Raw genomic sequence first — 17,149 nt, forward strand, 5'->3', positions numbered from 1 at the left:
AATTAACATTTGAATTCTCGGAACAAATCTTCTATGCTTTATCGTTTTTTGAAGCTTTTTTAGTTCTATTATATCTTCTTCTATTAGCTTTTTATCTATTACCTTCATATCTATTACCCTCATATCTATTATCTTCATAAGGGTTATTATATCATTGTTTTGGTATAATAATATATAAAAAAGCAGCAGCCTTAAAGATAAGATTTATTTTTATAGCTATTGTTTATAAATATTTAGGTGAAAAAGCTTTAAAGAAAGCTTAATAATCTGTTTATATCTTCCTCACTTCCGAGGAATACCGGCACCCTTTGATGAAGGGTTTCCGGTTTTATTTTTAAAATATCTTCTTTTCCGGTAGTAGCTTTTCCGCCGGCTTGCTCTATTATAAACGCCATAGGAGAAGCTTCATATAAAAGTCTTAACTTTCCGGATTTATTTTTACTATCAGCAGGATAAGCAAATATACCACCTTTTAAAAGAGTTCTATGAACATCTGCAACCATAGAACCGATATATCTTGATGTATAGCCCTCTTCTTTTAGTGTATCTATATACTTTCTAAGTCCTTCTTCCCATTTTGGATAATTTGTTTCATTTATAGAATAAATCTTTCCTTTCTTAGGTATTTTAATATCCGGATGAGATAATAAAAACATTCCTACAGATGGGTCTAATGTGAAGCCATTTACTCCATTTCCGGTTGTATAAACAAACATAACAGAAGAGCCATAAACGATATAACCGGCTGCCACCTGTTTATAACCTTCTTGAAGAAAATCATTTTCATTTCCTTCTATTTTTTTATGGATAGAAAAAATAGTTCCTACACTAACATTAACATCTATATTAGAAGAGCCATCTAATGGGTCAAAAGCTATAACATATTTCGCATCTTTCCCATGCTCAAAATATATAACATCATCAAGCTCTTCCGATGCACAGGCAAAAAATTGACCACTTTCACCAAGATGCTCAATTAATAACTGATTTGAAAATTCATCAAGTTTTTGGACTTCTTCCCCTTGAATATTTGTTTTTCCGGTTTTACCGAGAATATCTATAAGTCCAGCCATTTTTATATGTGAAGCTATAATCTTTGTTGCATTCTCAATAGCAAGAAGAGCCAAAGATAAAGAACCCGTTGCATTTGGATATTTTCTTTCTTCTTCTAATATAAATCTTGATAAATCTGTCCCAATTTTTGCCATTTTATCCACCTCTTTTTATATTTTTTATAAAAGAAACTGCTCTTTTATCTTTTAATCTTCCGTAAAGATAATGAAAATCAATAAATTTTTCATAAGATTTAATAAGCATTTTTATAAGGTCACAAACCAAATCATCCCCTTCCAAGCAATATTTCATCATATCAGCTATTAAATCTTCCAAAGATAAAACATTTATTATTTCATCTTCAATCTGTATCTGATTAAAATTTCCCGTAATTAATTCAAAATCTTTGCTTATTTCAACATTTATATCATCTTTAAGCCACAAATCCCCAAATTGAGTATATCCAAGCTCTCTTAATGCTTGCTGTAATAAATGAATATCCGGATGAAGTAATGATATTATATTAGCCGGATACATACCTTGGGTATAAACTGTAAGTGCAAATTTACCAACAATAATAGGCTCTTTTGATTTTAACTTCCTTATCTGCTTATTTATCTCTTTTAAAGCTGTTATCTGTTTATCCAAACTCATAACAATATTATATTAAACAAACCATTCATAATCAAATTCTTTTGAAATATCAATTTCCAAATAGCTATATAACGGCAGTTTTAAAACTGTATTATCATTTTTATCTTTTATTTTAAATAAAATTTCAAAATTTTTTCTTCCTATAAACGAAATAGGTATTTTTATCTCTAATATCTTGCCAATAGCATAATTTTCCCCATTTTTTGATAAATCTATCGTTATATCTTTTTTTGTATCTGATATTATCTCTATAGTTAAATATTTATCCTTTATCTTGTCTAAATCTCCATCTAATCTTAAATAAAAATTTTGTTTATCATAACCATAATAAACTTTTTTTATAAAGATTTTGCTACTATCCATTGTGCCGGCATCAAATTTTATATCTATCTCTCCTGCATTTAGCCATTCATAATAATTTGTTATCTCTCCATCTATTACCGGTGTTATGTAATAATTAGGTTCTTTAATAATAGGTTTTTTATATAACTTTTTTATAGGTTTTAATATTTTAGCCGGTGGTTCATCGCCGTAAATCTGATATATCTTTTGTAAATTTGCTCTAAATAATCTATCAAATTTATCTGCAAAATGTGTAAAATGGTCATCTCCATACCACCAAAACCAATCGCTACCTTCAGCAATAAGCATCAATTTTTCTGCTTCTTCGGATTTTGGCTTTGTTTCAAGATAATTTTTTGTGATAGATAAAACTTCCCATGCTATATTTTTTTCTTCCTGCCCTATCCATGTTGTAAAATCTCCATATATCCAACTTCCGGCTACAATATTCGTTATCTGATTTTCCGGTATATCATCTTTTTTTATTGCTTCTTCAAAAGTTATACATTCTATCCATTCATAATTTTGTTCTATCTTTTTATATAAAAGTCGTAAAAAATCATATCCATTATTTTTATAAAACTCCCAAGCATTCTCTCCATCAAGAATAACGCAAACAATAGGCGAAAATTGGTATTTATCATAAATATCCTTTAATCTTGATATAAAATCATCTGTTGCTTTTTCTTCATCTTCTTCTTGATATCTAAATCCTATTAAATCACTTAGATATTTATCTCTGAAAAATAGATAAATATTCTTATATTTATGTTTTTGATAAATTTTTTCTATATTTCTTCCTCCTATGCTGTTAAATAATACATCTTCATCTGATGCTGTCCATAATATTTGATACTCATTAAATAAATCTAAGGTTTGATTGCTAATAGAGCCTTCTGCCGGCCAAAATCCGGAAGGCAATTTTCCAAAAATATTTTTATAAAAATCTATTGCATTTATTACATGCTTTTTTGCATCTTCTTTAAAATTAGCCCTTACCTTTGGAAGAGTTATATCTTTTTTAGCCTCTTTTGCAGATTCTATATCTATTAAAAGTGGTAAAATAGGATGATAAAAAGGTGTTGTTGATATTTCTATTTTACCTTTTTTTTCTAACTTTTTATAAAAAGGAATAATCTCTTTCAAAAAAGATATTAATCTATCCAAAAGGGCAATTTTATCTTCTTTTGTGTATAATTTGCCTTTTGCAATTAATGATTTTATTAATGGACAATTTTCTCTAAGATAATTTCCACTCCATGCAAGTAAAAATAAAATTTTTAAATCAAGGATTTCTTGATATGTAAATTTATTACCGTTTTGTTTTTTTAAAAAAAGCTGATAATATCTTTCAAAAGGCATTATCATATTTTTTAAATTACTACTAAAAAGAATATCAAGTAAATAATTTATTTCTTCTTCTGTTAATTTTTCTTCATCTTTATAAATAAGAGAAAGGGTTAAATCATTTTTAAAATCTTTTATATAATCTTGTAAAGTTTCAAGTAGAGAAGGAACAAGATTAAAGGTTGCTTTTATTTTTTTAAAATTGCTAATATGCCAGGGCATTTCATAATAATCTTTTATAGCATGTAAAAAACTCCACGGCATTATATATTTTCCGGAAGTTGCCTCTTTATAAGATGGCTGATGCATATGCCATAAAAAAGCAAGATATAACTTTTTCATTCTTCCATTATCCAGTTATTTATCTTTTCTAAGTATTCGTTTAATATCTCTTCTCCTTTATCTTTATTTTCTGCCTGAATATATATATGAAGGCTGTCTGCATATTGGTCAGGTATCATAAGTATCCAGTTTTTATTATCAAAGAATATTTTTACTCCATCTACGAAAGAAGCATTTTTATCTATTGCTTCTTCCGAAAATTTTCTCATCATCTTTCCTTTTAGATAAGAAGGACATGCAACAAGGGTATGATTAAAATAAAAATCCGGTAAAACATTTAAACATTCTGATATTGTTAAATTTGCTTTTGAAAGCATTTCAAGTAATTTAACAGATGCAAACATTCCATCAAAAGAATAAGAAAATTCTGTAAATGCATAATTCCCTTCAAGATTTGCAAAGAAATAATAATCTTTTAAAAATGAAGCTTTTAATCCTATGGTTTTACCTCTTTCTATAATAAGATTATCAAGGAAGTTATCAAGAATATCCGGAATATATACCGGCAGATAAATTTTTAGTTGTTTATTTGCTGTTTTATTGATAAGATATAAAAATATTAAAACAGATTTATAATTTTGAAGGATTTCTCCTTTTTCGGAGATTATTGTTAATTTTTCACCACTCGGATATATAACAAAACCTGATGATAATTTAAGGGCAGATACTATTTTTGATATTTCTGATATTGATTTTTGTTTTAATATGCTTATTTGTGATAATTTTCTTTCATCTTGATAAGCATTTATCAAGATATTATCTATATTAAGGTTATTTATAATATCCGGATATATTGTATATGTAGAACCATTTAATAAATCTGCTATTATTTTTATTTGTGAAGATTGGATAGTTTCTTTCTGGATTAAGGATAAAAATCTGGCTTTATAGCTTTTTGGAAGGCTTGGGTCTTCTTTTATCTCTCCAATCTCATTATAAGCAGCCCTTCTGAAATTTTCCCTGAAAAATATTCTTTCAACTGTTTTTTCTGTATTTGTATCTATTGGTAATCCATCATTATCAAAAAAGAGTATATCGGTGGAAGCAGGATTTTCCGGTGATTGTCTAAAATATACACCGGCAACATTATCACTATTTGATAATATATATCTTAAAACCGGCAATGAAGATAACTTTAAATCTAAAACATTAACTCCTGTGCCAAGTAATCCACCTAAGAAAGCTCTTTTTAACATTCTTGAAGCTCTGTGATAATCCCTTCCTACTATTATTGTTTTACCTTTTGGTATTATTGAGCCAAAACTTTCTGCAAGTTTTGCAACCATCTCACAGGAAAGCTCTATATTAGTTCTTCCGGAAACTTTTCCACCTTCAAATAAACCGGCTTTGTATTTTTCTCCCCATATTAGATTACTGCTGATTATACTTTTTTCTTCTATCAGTTTATCAGGCCAGATTATAACATCTCTTTCAAATTTAACATCATCTTTAACTATTGTATTTTCTGCTATTATAACTCCGTGTTCTGCTTTTACATTATTACCTATGGATACATTATCACACAAAACTCCATTTTTTATCTCACAATTTTTTCCGATATTTACATTATTCCATAATACAGTATCTTGTAGTATACTGTTTTCATCTATTTTACAATTTTTTCTGATAACCACATTTTTTAAATAACAATTTTCTTTTATTTCTACATTATCATCTAAAACTATAACTCCTTCTAATTTTACATTTTTTGATAGATTTATATTTCCTTGTTTATATAGGGTATATCCATCTTTTTGTATTTTTTCTCCGTAGATTTCTATTTTTACTTTACCGGAAAGTATATCTTTTATAACTTCTCTATAACTTTCAGGATTACCTACATCTCTCCAATAACCTTTTGCATTATATCCGTATAATGTTATTCCTTCTTTCATAAGTTTTGGAAATAAATCTTTACTAAAATCAAAAGGTATATTATCCGGTATATATTTTAAAATCTCCGGCTCTATTATATATATTCCTGTATTGATTGTGTCGCTAAAAACTTCTCCCCATCCGGGTTTTTCTAAGAATCTTAAAATTTTTCCTTCTTTATCTGTTATAACAACTCCAAATTGAAGCGGGTCTGATACAGATGTTAAAGTTATTGTTAATTTTGATTGTTTTATTTCATGAAATCCTATTATCTCTTTAAAATCAAAATCAGTAACAAGGTCTCCGCTGACAACAATAAATCTTTCATCTAAATATTTTTCTGCTTTTTTTACTGCTCCGGCTGTTCCATAATCATCATCCGGCAAAACATAAGTTATATTAACGCCAAAATCTTTTCCATCTTTAAAATAATCTTTAATAACTTCCGGTTTAAAATATAAAAGAACAACAATATCTGTAATACCAATATCTTTTAATTTTTTTATTATGTATTCCATCATAGGTCTGTTGAGGATTGGAAGCATTGGTTTTGGAATGCTATTAGTTAATGGTTGTATTCTTGTTCCGAAACCACCGGCCATAACTACTGCTTTCATCATATTCCCCCTATATTTTAATGAAATTAGGAATATTTTATCATATAATTATAATAACTTAATTTTTGGAGGTTTTTGTGTTATGTTTAAAGGGTCTATTGTGGCACTTATTACACCATTTAAAAATGGGAAGATAGATAAAAACTCTTTGAAAAAACTTATAAATTTCCATATAGAAAATGAAACAGATGCAATAGTTATTGCCGGCACAACAGGAGAATCTGCTACCCTTACTTATGAAGAACATGAAGAAGTTATAGCCTTAGCAGTAGAATATGCCGAAAAAAGAATACCTATTATAGCCGGAACCGGTGCAAACTCTACCCATGAAGCAATTATGCTTACAAAATTTGCAGAAAAAGTAGGAGCAGATGCTTCCCTTCAAGTTATGCCTTATTATAACAAACCTACCCAAGAAGGATTATATCAGCATTTTAAAGCAATCTGCGAAGAAACAAATATACCTATTATTTTATACAATATTCCTTCCAGAACCGGTGTTGATATGTTACCTGAAACATTTGCAAGATTATATTCAGACTTTCCAAATATCGTAGGAATGAAAGAAGCAACCGGAAATGTTGCAAGAGTAAGTGATACAATCTCCTTAGTAGGAGAAGAGGTTGTTATACTGTCCGGTGATGATGCTTTAACACTTCCTATGATGGCTGTCGGAGCAAAAGGCGTTATATCCGTAGCAAATAATATTGTTCCAAAAGAAGTATCCCAAATGTGTAAATTAGCCCTTGAAGGAGATTTTGTAAAAGCAAGAGAAATACACAACAGATTATATAAATTATTCAAAGTTTTATTCGTAGAAACTAATCCTATACCGGTAAAAACTGCTGCATATCTTATGGGATTAATTGAAGATATAGAGATGAGATTACCTCTTTATTATATGAATAAACAGAATGAAGAAAAATTAAAAGAAGTTTTAAAAGAGCTAAATCTTATAACTTAGCATTTTTGCAAAATTGCAAAATAAAAGCTATATAAGAAAAAGTTATATTAATCATAATAGATTGGCATAAATTTTGCCTTATAATATTTGGTAAATTTTTAAAAAGGAGTGTTTGGTTGAAAGTTGCAATTGTTGGCATCGGGAATATGGGTTCTAAATATATAAATAAATTTGTTGAACTTGGATATGAAACCGTTTTAATAGATATAGAAGATTCTAAATTGGCAAAATATCCGGAAAATTTTAAAAAATACAAAGATTTAAATCAAGCATTAGATAAAGAAAATATACAGGCTCTTTTTGTAGCAACATCGCCTACCTCCCATATTCCTATTGCCAAAAAAGCAATAGAAAGAGGTATAAATGTATTGATAGAAAAGCCACCGGCACTCAGTAGTAAAGAGCTTGAAGAAGCAATAAATTTAGCAATAAAGAAAAATGTTTATCTTCATGTATCAGAAATAGAACTTCAATCAAGTATAGTCAGAAATCTAAAACTAAATAAAAAACCTTCCGGTATAAAAGGATTTAGATTAAATCTCGGGAAAGGTTATATCAATCCATTTTATGACCTTGCATGGCATGATTTATATATTTTCCAATATATAATAGGAGATTTTAAAATAAAATCTGTTAAAGATAAAGGAAATATTTTTGAAGTTTATGCAATATCTGATAATACAGAGTTTGATTTGGAAGTAGCATGGCTTAATCCTTTTGTTAGAAGAGAATGGCTACTTGATGAAAATATAAAACTAAATTTTGTAGAAGATAGCATTTATCATAATGGAAATATCATAGAAAGTGATAAAAAAGATAAATTAAAATTAATGATACAAAACTTTATTAATAATCCATCTTTTGAAAGTTCATTTAGAGCATTAAAAATATTAAAAGAGATTGAAAATATCAAAATATAAAGGAGATAAAAATTGATACCAATTATTAAGCCGGAATTTGGAAAAGAGGAAAAAGAAGTAGTTAATCAAATTATTGACTCAGGACAGATAACCAGAGGTAACTGGACTTTTAAATTTAAAGAAAGCTTTAAAAATTATCTAAATGTAGCATTTTGTCATACGGTATGTAGCGGAACTGCTGCATTGTATATTGCTTTAAAAGCAATAGGTGTAAATAATAAGGAAGATTATGTTATTGTTCCTGCTCTTAGTTTTATGGCAACTATTGATGCAGTAATTCTTGCAGGTGGAACACCGGTTGTTGTTGATGTTGATGATACATACACAATGGATACATTTTATCTTGAAGAAGCTGTAAAAAAATACAAACCAAAAGCCATAATACCGGTTCATCTTTTCGGTCAAACTGCTGATATGGATAAAATAAAAGAGATTGCTGATAGTTATAATGTTATAGTTCTTGAAGATGCAGCTCAGGCACACGGAGCCGAATATAAAGGAAAGAAAGCAGGTTCTCTTGGTGATTTATCTGCATTTAGTTTTTATGCATCTAAAAATGTTGCAATGGGAGAAGGTGGAGCAATATGCACCAATAATCCTGAGATTGATGAAAAGATAACAAACTGGATAGAGTTTGGAAATCATCCGGCACTTAATTTAAGAATAACAGAATTTCAAGCAGGAATAGGTTATTATCAACTTCAAAAACTTGATAAAGGAAATGCAAGAAGAAGAGAGATAGCTGCCTTATACAACAAAGAATTTCAAGATTTACCCGGATTAGTTTTACCTTATGAAGCAGAAAATAGAAAACATATTTATCATATCTACGCATTAAGACATCTACAAAGAAATAAAATAATAGAAAAGCTTATAGAAAACGGCATAGGAGCAAGGGTTTATTATGATTATACATTACATCAGCTTAGAAATGCTTTACATCTTCCTTGTGAAAAAGCAGAGCAGTTTAAAGATGAACTTTTAGCTATACCAGTTTATAGTGCTCTAACAGATGATGAGGTATCATATATAATAGAAACATTCAAAAAAATAGTTAAATCTTTATGAGGTAATAAATATGAGAAAAATAGAAGGAATTTTAACAGCAGAAAATATAAAATTTGCAATAGTTGTAGGAAGATTTAATAGCTTAATAACAGAAAGATTGTTAGAAGGGTCTATTGATTGTATTATCAGACATAACGGAAAAGAAGAAAATATTGATATTATTAGAGTTCCAGGTTCTTTTGAGATACCGCTTACAGCAAAAAAATTAGCAAAAACCGGAAAGTATGATGCAATAATATGCCTTGGAGCAGTAATTAGAGGAGCAACACCACATTTTGATTATGTAGCATCAGAAGTTACAAAAGGAATAGCTCAAGTATCCCTTGAAACAGAAATCCCAATAGCTTATGGCATATTAACCACAGATACAATAGAACAGGCAATAGAAAGAGCCGGCACAAAAATGGGTAATAAAGGCTTTGATGCTGCATTAACTGCAATAGAAATGGTAAATGTATTAAGGCAGATATAATGAAGAGGTTTTTAAATAGAAAAATAAGAAAAGAAGCAAGAGAAGTTATACTTAGAGTTCTTTATAGCTATGATATAAGAAAAGAAGATATGCTTTCTATTTTTGAAGATTATATAAAAAAGGAAAAATTTAACTCAAAAGTTAAAGAATATGCACGAAATGTAATAGAAGGTATATCACAAAATCTACAAACAATAGATAATATTATTCAAGATTATTTAGAAGATTGGAGATTAGAAAGACTTGGCTATATAGAGAGGGCATTACTGAGGCTTGGTGTTTATGAGCTTTTATTTAATGAATTATCAAAAGATGAAACTGTTGGAAGAAAATTTGCAGATATTTTAAATTTAGCAAAATGTTATCTTATTTCAGAAACGCCACTTAAATTTATAAATGGTGTTTTAAGTAGAATTTATAAAACAAAGGTAGGTAATTTAAATTGAGAATAGCTTTTATTTCAGATATACATAGCAATATATATGCTCTTGAAGCAGTATCAGAAGATATAAAAAAACAATCTATTGATAAAATAATATGTCTTGGAGATATTGTAGGTTATGGCTCCCATCCAAATGAAGTTGCACAGTGGGTAATCCAAAACTGTGATATATCACTGAGAGGAAATCATGATACATTAATCTCAGAAGCAGAACCTATTGATATGCATAATCCTTATACATTAATGGCTGCTTTTTATAATAAAGAAAAATTAGAAGAAAAATATAAAGAATTTTTAAGAAACTTGGAAAAGGATTTGGAAAATGATATATGGGTTTTAACCCATGATGAACCTTGTATTCCCGGAAGTATGGAATATATAACAAAAGAAAAAGAAGCCTCTGATACATTTTCTGCTTTTAAACAAAAATTTTGTTTTTATGGACATACCCATTTACCATTGATATTTGCAACTGAAAATAAAGATGTTAAAATTTATTCATCGGAAGAAAAAATATTTATAAAAGAAGAAGAAAGATATTTAATTTCTGTAGCAAGTGTAGGACAACCAAGAGATAAAGATAAAAGAGCTAAATATCTTATCTTTGATATGGATGAAAATTATCTGCAGTTTAGAAGAGTTGAATATAATAGAGAAAAGGCAGCCTCCGATATTTTAGCTGCCGGTATTCCTTCTCTATTTGCAAAGATTTTACTCTGATTTGGTTGTTTCTTCTTCTTGGTAATAATTTGCTATTGCAACTTTTACAAATTTGACCAAACATCCTTCACAAAGTTTTAATGTAACAGTTTTCTCATCTACTGCTTTTACTTCTCCTATTATTCCACCGGAAGTTACAACTTTATCACCTTTTTTAAGGTTTTTTAAAAATTCTTCATGTTTTTTTCTTTGTTGCTGTTGTGGTCTGTATATTAAAAAATAAAATATACCTATCAACATAACCATCCAAACAACAGCACTTATTAAACTTTCTGCACCTTGCATCTAAAAATCCTCCTCTAAGAATAATCTTATACTTGCAACACCATATACACCGGTATTTAATACTTCCTGTAAATTTTGTTTATTTATACCACCGAGAGCATACACAGGTATTTTAACATTTTTTAAAACATCTTTCAAACCTTCTAATCCTTTTGGCTTATCTTTACCCTCTACTGCAAAAATAGGAGAGTAAAATATATAATCTGCTCCTTCTTCTTCTGCCTTTTTTGCTGATTCTATTGAGTGGCAGGATTTTCCTACTATTAAATCCGGAAATTTAGATTTTATATCTTTAATAGGAATACTTTTTTCAGGTAGATGAACTCCAGTTAAATTTAAAATATATGCAATATCTACTCTATCATTTACAAAAATAAAAACATCATATCCTTTTAATGCTTCTTTTGTTTCTTTACAAAGATAAAATAACTCCTCTGAAGATAAATCTTTTTCTCTTATTTGAAATAACCTTATCCCCTCTTTTGCTAAATATAAAATCTGCTCTTTAAATGGTTTTTTAAATTTTTTTCTATCTGTAATACAATAAAATTTTGGTAATATCATTTTTCACTTTTGCTGTCAAGATATATCAATATACGATATTTCATCTATATCTATCCTATTAGCTAATTTTTTCCATTTTTCCTGTAAATGCTTATCTAAAAATTTGCCAACTTCATATATCCATCTGGCTACTGTTCCATAAGGTAGATTTAATACTCTTGCTATAGCAGATTTACTCATTCCTTCGCTATACATTTTTAAAGCAAGAAGTTTTACTTTTTCTGAGTGTTTATAATATTTAGCACCTTCGTAGAAATGTCTTCCGCATTGATTACATTTATATCTTTGCCTTCCTGTATTTTTTCCAAACTTTTTACACCAATTAGAACCACATTCTGGGCAATTTATATTCTCTTGATATTTTCTTGGTCTGCCTCTCTTCTTCATGATTTCTATTTTACCATAATTTTTAGCTATTTTTGGATAGGACTACCCAATATATCAAAAATTACGAATACTCCTACAACCATAAGTATTATAATTGTTGGAAACCAAACAGCCGGATCCATTCTCAAACACCTCCTAAAAATTATTCTTTATAAATTTCTAACTTTTAATTTTTCAACCTTTTTAAAATCCGTTTCATCAAAAGTTATTATTTCATCTACCTTATAAAATATTGACCAAGAGGCTATAAAAGCATCTGTAAACTTTATATTTTTATCTTTATATAATTCTATGGCATATTCTATAACTTCAAATAACTCAACTTCAATACCAGGCGTATTTATAATTGCAGTTATTACCTCAGAAATTTCAATTTTACTTCTTTTATAAACTTTTTCTAATACCCAGACTATTTCAGCAATTACAAGATAAGGAACTAAAAGTTTAATTTTTCCTTTTTCGGCTTTTTCTATTAACTCCTTTGCTTTTTTAAATTTAACTTCATCATCTATTGTGAATAATCTTATAAAAATGTTAGTATCAATGGTTACTTTTTTCACGTTCTTCTACAGCCTCATATATAGCTTTATCTATTTCTTCTTCTGTTGCTGTTTTTTCTCCTTTTAAAAACCCAAAAAAATCTTTTATAGTTTTAACTTTTTGCAATTCTATCTTGTTTTTTCTTTTCCTTATAATCAATATACTACCTTCTTTTATACCCAGTTTATCTCTAATTTCTTTAGGTATTATTACTTTACCTTCCGGTAATACTTTAACTAACAACTCTTCCTTTTTCATTTTTATCCCTTCTTATAAATCTTCATATCATCTATTAAAAACTCAATATATTCCTTCTCCTGCCAATATGATATAGTTGGAGTATATACAATATCCGCATATAATCCTACTGCAAAATATCTTGAATAATCCAAACCACCCCACCATTTAGCAGTAAATCTATTATTATTAATATCCCTGAATGTAAATACAACAAGTCTTCCCTTCTCTACAAGATAATAGTCTTCTATTTTTAAATTTTGTGCAAGAAATTTTGGCTCCGGATTTTTTTCTCCAAAAGGTGCAAGAATTTCTATCTGTTTTATTTTTTCTTTATTCCAAAAAGAAAGAGATATCCTCATATCTATCTCTTTTGTTATAAATGGTGAATTACCGGATATTTTTGATATGGCTTGATTAAATCTTTCTTTAAACTCAGGTATATTGGAGCTTTTTATGGTAAATCCGGCTGCTAATGCATGCCCACCATATCTTTCAAGCAAATCTGCACATTCATTTAATGCATTATATATATTTACTTTCGGGACGCTTCTTACAGAAGCAACAGCTTTTCCGTTGTTTATGGCAAGCACAACAGATGGCAATTTATACTTTGTAGTTAATTTACCGGCAACTATTCCGATAACCCCCTGATGCCAATCTTCTTTTCCTACAACTATTGAGTTAGATATATTTTCTTTTTCTATTATTTTTATTGCTTCTTTTGATACTCTTTCAGTGATATTTTGTCTTTCTCTATTTAGATTTTCAAGTTCATTTGCTAAATTTGATGCCTTTATATCATCATTTGTTATTAATATTTTTACAGATTTTCTTGCATCTGATAATCTTCCGGCAGCATTTAATCTTGGTGCAAGCAAAAATCCAATATCAGAAGATTTTACATCTCTTTTTGTCAATGAGGCTTTCTCAAGTAGTTTTTTTATTCCCACTCTATGTTTTTTATTAATCTCTTCTATGCCATATTTTACAAAAATTCTGTTTAAAAGGGATAAAGGCACAACATCTGCAACAGTTCCAATAGCAACTATATCAAGATATTTTCTAAGATATATATCTTTACCGAGCAATCTTCTTAAAACTGCAATTACATAAAAGGCTATACCTACAGTTGCTAAATGCCTAAATAATCCTGAATTTTGATGGTTCTTCGGATTTAATATATATATATTTTCTTCCTTCCAATCCGGATTTTGTGGCTCATGATGGTCTAATATAAAAACTTCCATTCCAAGCTGTTTTGCATAAAGTAATTCATCATAAGCATTTGTTCCACTATCCACAACAATTAATGTATCAGCAATTTCCGATATTTTTTTTATTGCTTCTTTATTTAATCCATAACCTTCTGAAAATCTACTTGGTATGTAAAATTTTGCCGGATAATTTATATCTTTAAAAAAATTCATAAGCAACGCTGTGCTTGTTATACCATCTGCATCATAATCGCCATAAATAACTATTCTTTTATTTTTTTTTATACTCTCTGCAAGACGAAAAGCTATCTCTTCTAAGGAAGGGAATTGGGAAGAATGAATAATATTTTGAAGAGTTGGTTCAATATAATTCTCAGAAAATTCTTTATCAAATAAATCTTTCCTATTATATATTAGCTGTGCTAATAGGTTGCCATATTTATCTATTAAATATTGTGGTGCCTTTTGTATATCTTCTAAAATTATCCATTCATATCCACCAATTCCAACATTCATATTTTCTCCTTCTTATTGTTATATAATTATTATAAACTTTTTTTATAAAGAGGTGTAAGATGAAGTTTGAAAGGTCTAAACAGCTTTTTGAAGAAGCTAAAAAATATCTTGTAGGTGGTGTAAATTCACCGGTTAGAGCTTTTAAATCTGTTGGTGGTGAGCCTATTTTTATAAAAAAAGGAAAAGGAAGCAGAATATGGGATGAAGATAATAATGAATATATAGATTATGTGCTTTCTTGGGGGCCTCTTATTCTCGGACATGCAAACGAACAAATTGTAAATGCAATAAAACAAATCTCTAATTTCGGCACAAGTTTTGGAGCTCCTACAGAGCTTGAGATAGAGATGGCAAAAGCTGTTGTAGATGCAGTTAAATCTGTTGAGATGGTTAGATTTGTAAGCTCCGGAACAGAAGCAACAATGAGTGCTATAAGGCTTGCAAGGGGATATACAAAAAGAAAAAAGATAATAAAGTTTGATGGATGTTATCACGGACACGGCGATAGTTTGCTTGTTTCAGCCGGCTCAGGAGTTGCTACCCTTGGTATTCCGGGAACTCCGGGGATACCGGAAGAGCTTGCATCTTTAACAATAGTTTTACCTTATAACAATATAGATGCTGTAAAAGAAGCCTTTGAAAAATACGGAGAAGATATTGCTTGCGTTATTATAGAACCGGTTGCAGGAAATATGGGAGTTGTTGCACCTTCAAAGGAGTATCACCAAGAATTAAGGGAGATTACAAAAAAATATGGAGCTTTACTTATATGGGATGAAGTTATGACAGGATTTAGACTTGCTTATGGTGGAGCACAGGAGCTATATGGAATAGAGCCAGATATAACAACATTTGGAAAAGTTATAGGTGGTGGATTACCGGTTGGAGCTTATGGTGGAAAAAGGGAGATTATGGAATATGTAGCACCGGTTGGACCTGTATATCAGGCAGGAACCCTTTCAGGAAATCCACTTGCAATGGCTGCAGGTTTAAAACAGCTTCAAATACTCAAAGAAAAAAATCCTTATCCATCCCTTGATGAAAAAGGAAAGATTTTAGAAGATGGTATAAATTCTTTAATACAAAAATATGATATAAAAGCAAGAGTAAATAGAGTTGGCTCTATGATAACATTATTCTTTACAGATAAAGATGTAGTAGATTTTGAAACTGCAAAAAGTTCAGATACCGAATTATTCGGAAGATTTTTCAGAAAGATGCTACAGCTTGGCGTATATCTTCCACCTTCCCAGTTTGAAGCAGCATTTTTATCAGATGCCCATAGCAAAGAAGATATAAATGAAACATTAAACAAAATAGAAGAAGCATTTAGATATTTGAAAAAATAGGAGATTATTATGAGATGTCCCAAATGTGGTTCTTTTAATGATAAAGTCCTTGATACAAGACAATCTAAAGATGGCACCGTAATAAGAAGAAGGAGGGAATGCTTAGATTGCGGATATAGATTTACAACTTATGAAAGAATAGAAGAAGAAAAAATTATTGTTAAAAAGAAAAATGGAACAACAGAACCTTTTAATAAAGAAAAGATAATAAGAGGCATTAAACTTGCCGCAAAAAATAGACCTATTACTGATACTCAGATACAAAATATAGCAGATGAGATAGAAAAATATCTTCTTGAAGAAGGAAAATTGGTGGTAGAAAGCTCAGAAATAGGAGATTTAGTAAAAGAAAGATTAAAAGAGCTTGACCCTATAACATATATAAGATTTAAATCTGTTTATAACCAATTTTCAGATATAAAAGATTTTAAACAAACAATACAGGAAATAGAAAAGGAAGAGGATAAATGAATACAATAGAAGCTTTTATCTTAGGTGTTGTTGAAGGATTAACAGAGTTTTTACCAATATCTTCTACCGGTCATCTTATATTGGTTTCTACATTACTTGGAATAGTGCAGACCGAAAATCAAAAAGCATTTGAAGTAGCTATTCAGCTTGGCTCTATAATGGCTGTTGTTTTTTTATATTTTGAAAGATTGATAAAAGATAAAGAGCTTATAAAAAGGATTTTGATAGCATTTATACCTACCGGTATTCTGGGATTTTTACTTTATAAAATTATTAAATCCTTTTTTAATCCATTTGTTGTTGTTTTTATGCTTTTTATAGGTGGTATTATACTGATATTGATAGAGCTATATCATAAAAACAAAGATTATCCTATAAAATCTGTAAACCAGATAAGTTACGGAAAAGCATTTTTAATCGGTATTTTTCAATCATTTGCTATGATACCAGGAACATCACGCTCCGGTGCAACAATCGTAGGCGGATTAATACTTGGTCTTGAAAGAAAATTGGCGGCAGAATTTTCATTTTTACTTGCAGTTCCTACAATGTTTATGGCTACTTTTTATGATATATTCAAACATCACAATGATTTTAATTTTTCAGATTGGCAAAATCTAATAGTCGGTTTTATAACAGCTTTTATATTTGCAATTTTATCAATAAAATTTTTACTTAAATTTATATCAAACCATAATTTTATAGCATTTGGCATTTATAGAATTATCGTTGCAATATTGTTTTATTTTACTGTTTTGAGGTGAGAA

Annotated in this window: 19 protein-coding genes; 9 read left to right on the top strand and 10 right to left on the bottom strand. The window is 29.1% G+C overall.

Annotated features, from left to right (window positions below):
• Positions 1-248: 248 nt before the first annotated feature.
• From fbp to QOR43_RS06665, 4 genes are read right to left on the bottom strand one after another with little or no spacing between them, the layout of a single operon-like run.
• A complete protein-coding gene (gene fbp, locus QOR43_RS06650) occupies positions 249-1,208 on the bottom strand; it encodes a class 1 fructose-bisphosphatase (protein ID WP_265134254.1) in 960 nt (319 codons plus the stop codon).
• A 1-nt stretch (position 1,209) separates the two neighbouring features.
• Entirely contained in the window at positions 1,210-1,707 is a 498-nt protein-coding gene (locus QOR43_RS06655; protein WP_265134253.1) for a 6-carboxyhexanoate--CoA ligase, read from the bottom strand.
• Positions 1,708-1,719: 12 nt separating this feature from the next.
• Positions 1,720-3,738 (bottom strand): glycoside hydrolase family 57 protein, encoded by a 2,019-nt coding sequence (locus QOR43_RS06660; protein ID WP_265134252.1) that lies wholly within the window; start codon positions 3,736-3,738, stop codon positions 1,720-1,722.
• A complete protein-coding gene (locus QOR43_RS06665) occupies positions 3,735-6,230 on the bottom strand; it encodes a sugar phosphate nucleotidyltransferase (RefSeq protein ID WP_265134251.1) in 2,496 nt (831 codons plus the stop codon). The genes QOR43_RS06660 and QOR43_RS06665 overlap by 4 nt, the downstream gene beginning before the upstream one ends.
• Before the next feature lie 82 nt (positions 6,231-6,312).
• On the opposite strand from QOR43_RS06665, the gene dapA reads away from it, so the two are divergent.
• The 6 genes from dapA (at position 6,313) to QOR43_RS06695 (ending at position 10,816) form a co-directional block, all read left to right on the top strand.
• The gene (gene dapA, locus QOR43_RS06670) at positions 6,313-7,194 is read left to right on the top strand and encodes a 4-hydroxy-tetrahydrodipicolinate synthase (protein WP_265134250.1); all 882 of its coding nucleotides are present in this window, start codon (positions 6,313-6,315) and stop codon (positions 7,192-7,194) included.
• Between the two features lie 116 nt (positions 7,195-7,310).
• Positions 7,311-8,114: a Gfo/Idh/MocA family protein gene (locus QOR43_RS06675; RefSeq protein WP_265134249.1), complete on the top strand. Its 804-nt coding sequence runs from the start codon at positions 7,311-7,313 to the stop codon at positions 8,112-8,114.
• 12 nt (positions 8,115-8,126) lie between these two features.
• Positions 8,127-9,182 (top strand): DegT/DnrJ/EryC1/StrS family aminotransferase, encoded by a 1,056-nt coding sequence (locus QOR43_RS06680; RefSeq protein WP_265134248.1) that lies wholly within the window; start codon positions 8,127-8,129, stop codon positions 9,180-9,182.
• A gap of 10 nt (positions 9,183-9,192) precedes the next feature.
• Complete coding sequence (gene ribH, locus QOR43_RS06685; protein ID WP_265134247.1) at positions 9,193-9,654, top strand: 6,7-dimethyl-8-ribityllumazine synthase; 462 nt, start codon at positions 9,193-9,195, stop codon at positions 9,652-9,654.
• The gene (gene nusB / locus QOR43_RS06690; protein WP_265134246.1) at positions 9,654-10,100 is read left to right on the top strand and encodes a transcription antitermination factor NusB; all 447 of its coding nucleotides are present in this window, start codon (positions 9,654-9,656) and stop codon (positions 10,098-10,100) included. Before ribH ends, nusB begins: the two co-directional genes overlap by 1 nt.
• Positions 10,097-10,816 (top strand): metallophosphoesterase family protein, encoded by a 720-nt coding sequence (locus tag QOR43_RS06695; protein ID WP_265134245.1) that lies wholly within the window; start codon positions 10,097-10,099, stop codon positions 10,814-10,816. Before nusB ends, QOR43_RS06695 begins: the two co-directional genes overlap by 4 nt.
• On the opposite strand, the gene yajC is transcribed toward QOR43_RS06695, so the two are convergent.
• The 6 genes from yajC to recJ all read right to left on the bottom strand — a co-directional run bounded on the left by yajC (position 10,808) and on the right by recJ (position 14,562).
• Positions 10,808-11,101 (bottom strand): preprotein translocase subunit YajC, encoded by a 294-nt coding sequence (gene yajC, locus QOR43_RS06700; protein WP_265134244.1) that lies wholly within the window; start codon positions 11,099-11,101, stop codon positions 10,808-10,810. The genes QOR43_RS06695 and yajC overlap by 9 nt on opposite strands.
• The gene (locus QOR43_RS06705; protein ID WP_265134243.1) at positions 11,102-11,665 is read right to left on the bottom strand and encodes a thiamine phosphate synthase; all 564 of its coding nucleotides are present in this window, start codon (positions 11,663-11,665) and stop codon (positions 11,102-11,104) included.
• 15 nt (positions 11,666-11,680) lie between these two features.
• Positions 11,681-12,052 (bottom strand): IS1/IS1595 family N-terminal zinc-binding domain-containing protein, encoded by a 372-nt coding sequence (locus QOR43_RS06710; RefSeq protein ID WP_265134242.1) that lies wholly within the window; start codon positions 12,050-12,052, stop codon positions 11,681-11,683.
• Between the two features lie 149 nt (positions 12,053-12,201).
• Entirely contained in the window at positions 12,202-12,612 is a 411-nt protein-coding gene (locus QOR43_RS06715; protein ID WP_265134241.1) for a type II toxin-antitoxin system VapC family toxin, read from the bottom strand.
• Positions 12,593-12,850: an AbrB/MazE/SpoVT family DNA-binding domain-containing protein gene (locus QOR43_RS06720; protein ID WP_265134239.1), complete on the bottom strand. Its 258-nt coding sequence runs from the start codon at positions 12,848-12,850 to the stop codon at positions 12,593-12,595. Before QOR43_RS06720 ends, QOR43_RS06715 begins: the two co-directional genes overlap by 20 nt.
• Before the next feature lie 2 nt (positions 12,851-12,852).
• Positions 12,853-14,562, bottom strand: a complete 1,710-nt coding sequence (gene recJ, locus QOR43_RS06725) for a single-stranded-DNA-specific exonuclease RecJ (protein WP_265134238.1) — start codon at positions 14,560-14,562, stop codon at positions 12,853-12,855.
• A gap of 59 nt (positions 14,563-14,621) precedes the next feature.
• On the opposite strand from recJ, the gene hemL reads away from it, so the two are divergent.
• The 3 genes from hemL to QOR43_RS06740 are packed head-to-tail and all read left to right on the top strand — an operon-like array spanning position 14,622 to position 17,146.
• Complete coding sequence (gene hemL / locus QOR43_RS06730) at positions 14,622-15,911, top strand: glutamate-1-semialdehyde 2,1-aminomutase (RefSeq protein WP_265134237.1); 1,290 nt, start codon at positions 14,622-14,624, stop codon at positions 15,909-15,911.
• A 9-nt stretch (positions 15,912-15,920) separates the two neighbouring features.
• Positions 15,921-16,382, top strand: coding sequence for a transcriptional regulator NrdR (nrdR, locus tag QOR43_RS06735; RefSeq protein WP_265134236.1), 462 nt, complete (start codon positions 15,921-15,923; stop codon positions 16,380-16,382).
• Entirely contained in the window at positions 16,379-17,146 is a 768-nt protein-coding gene (locus QOR43_RS06740; protein WP_265134235.1) for an undecaprenyl-diphosphate phosphatase, read from the top strand. The genes nrdR and QOR43_RS06740 overlap by 4 nt, the downstream gene beginning before the upstream one ends.
• Positions 17,147-17,149 lie beyond the last annotated feature (3 nt).

It is taken from the genome of Venenivibrio stagnispumantis, from assembly GCF_900182795.1.
Lineage (GTDB): Bacteria > Aquificota > Aquificia > Aquificales > Hydrogenothermaceae > Venenivibrio > Venenivibrio stagnispumantis.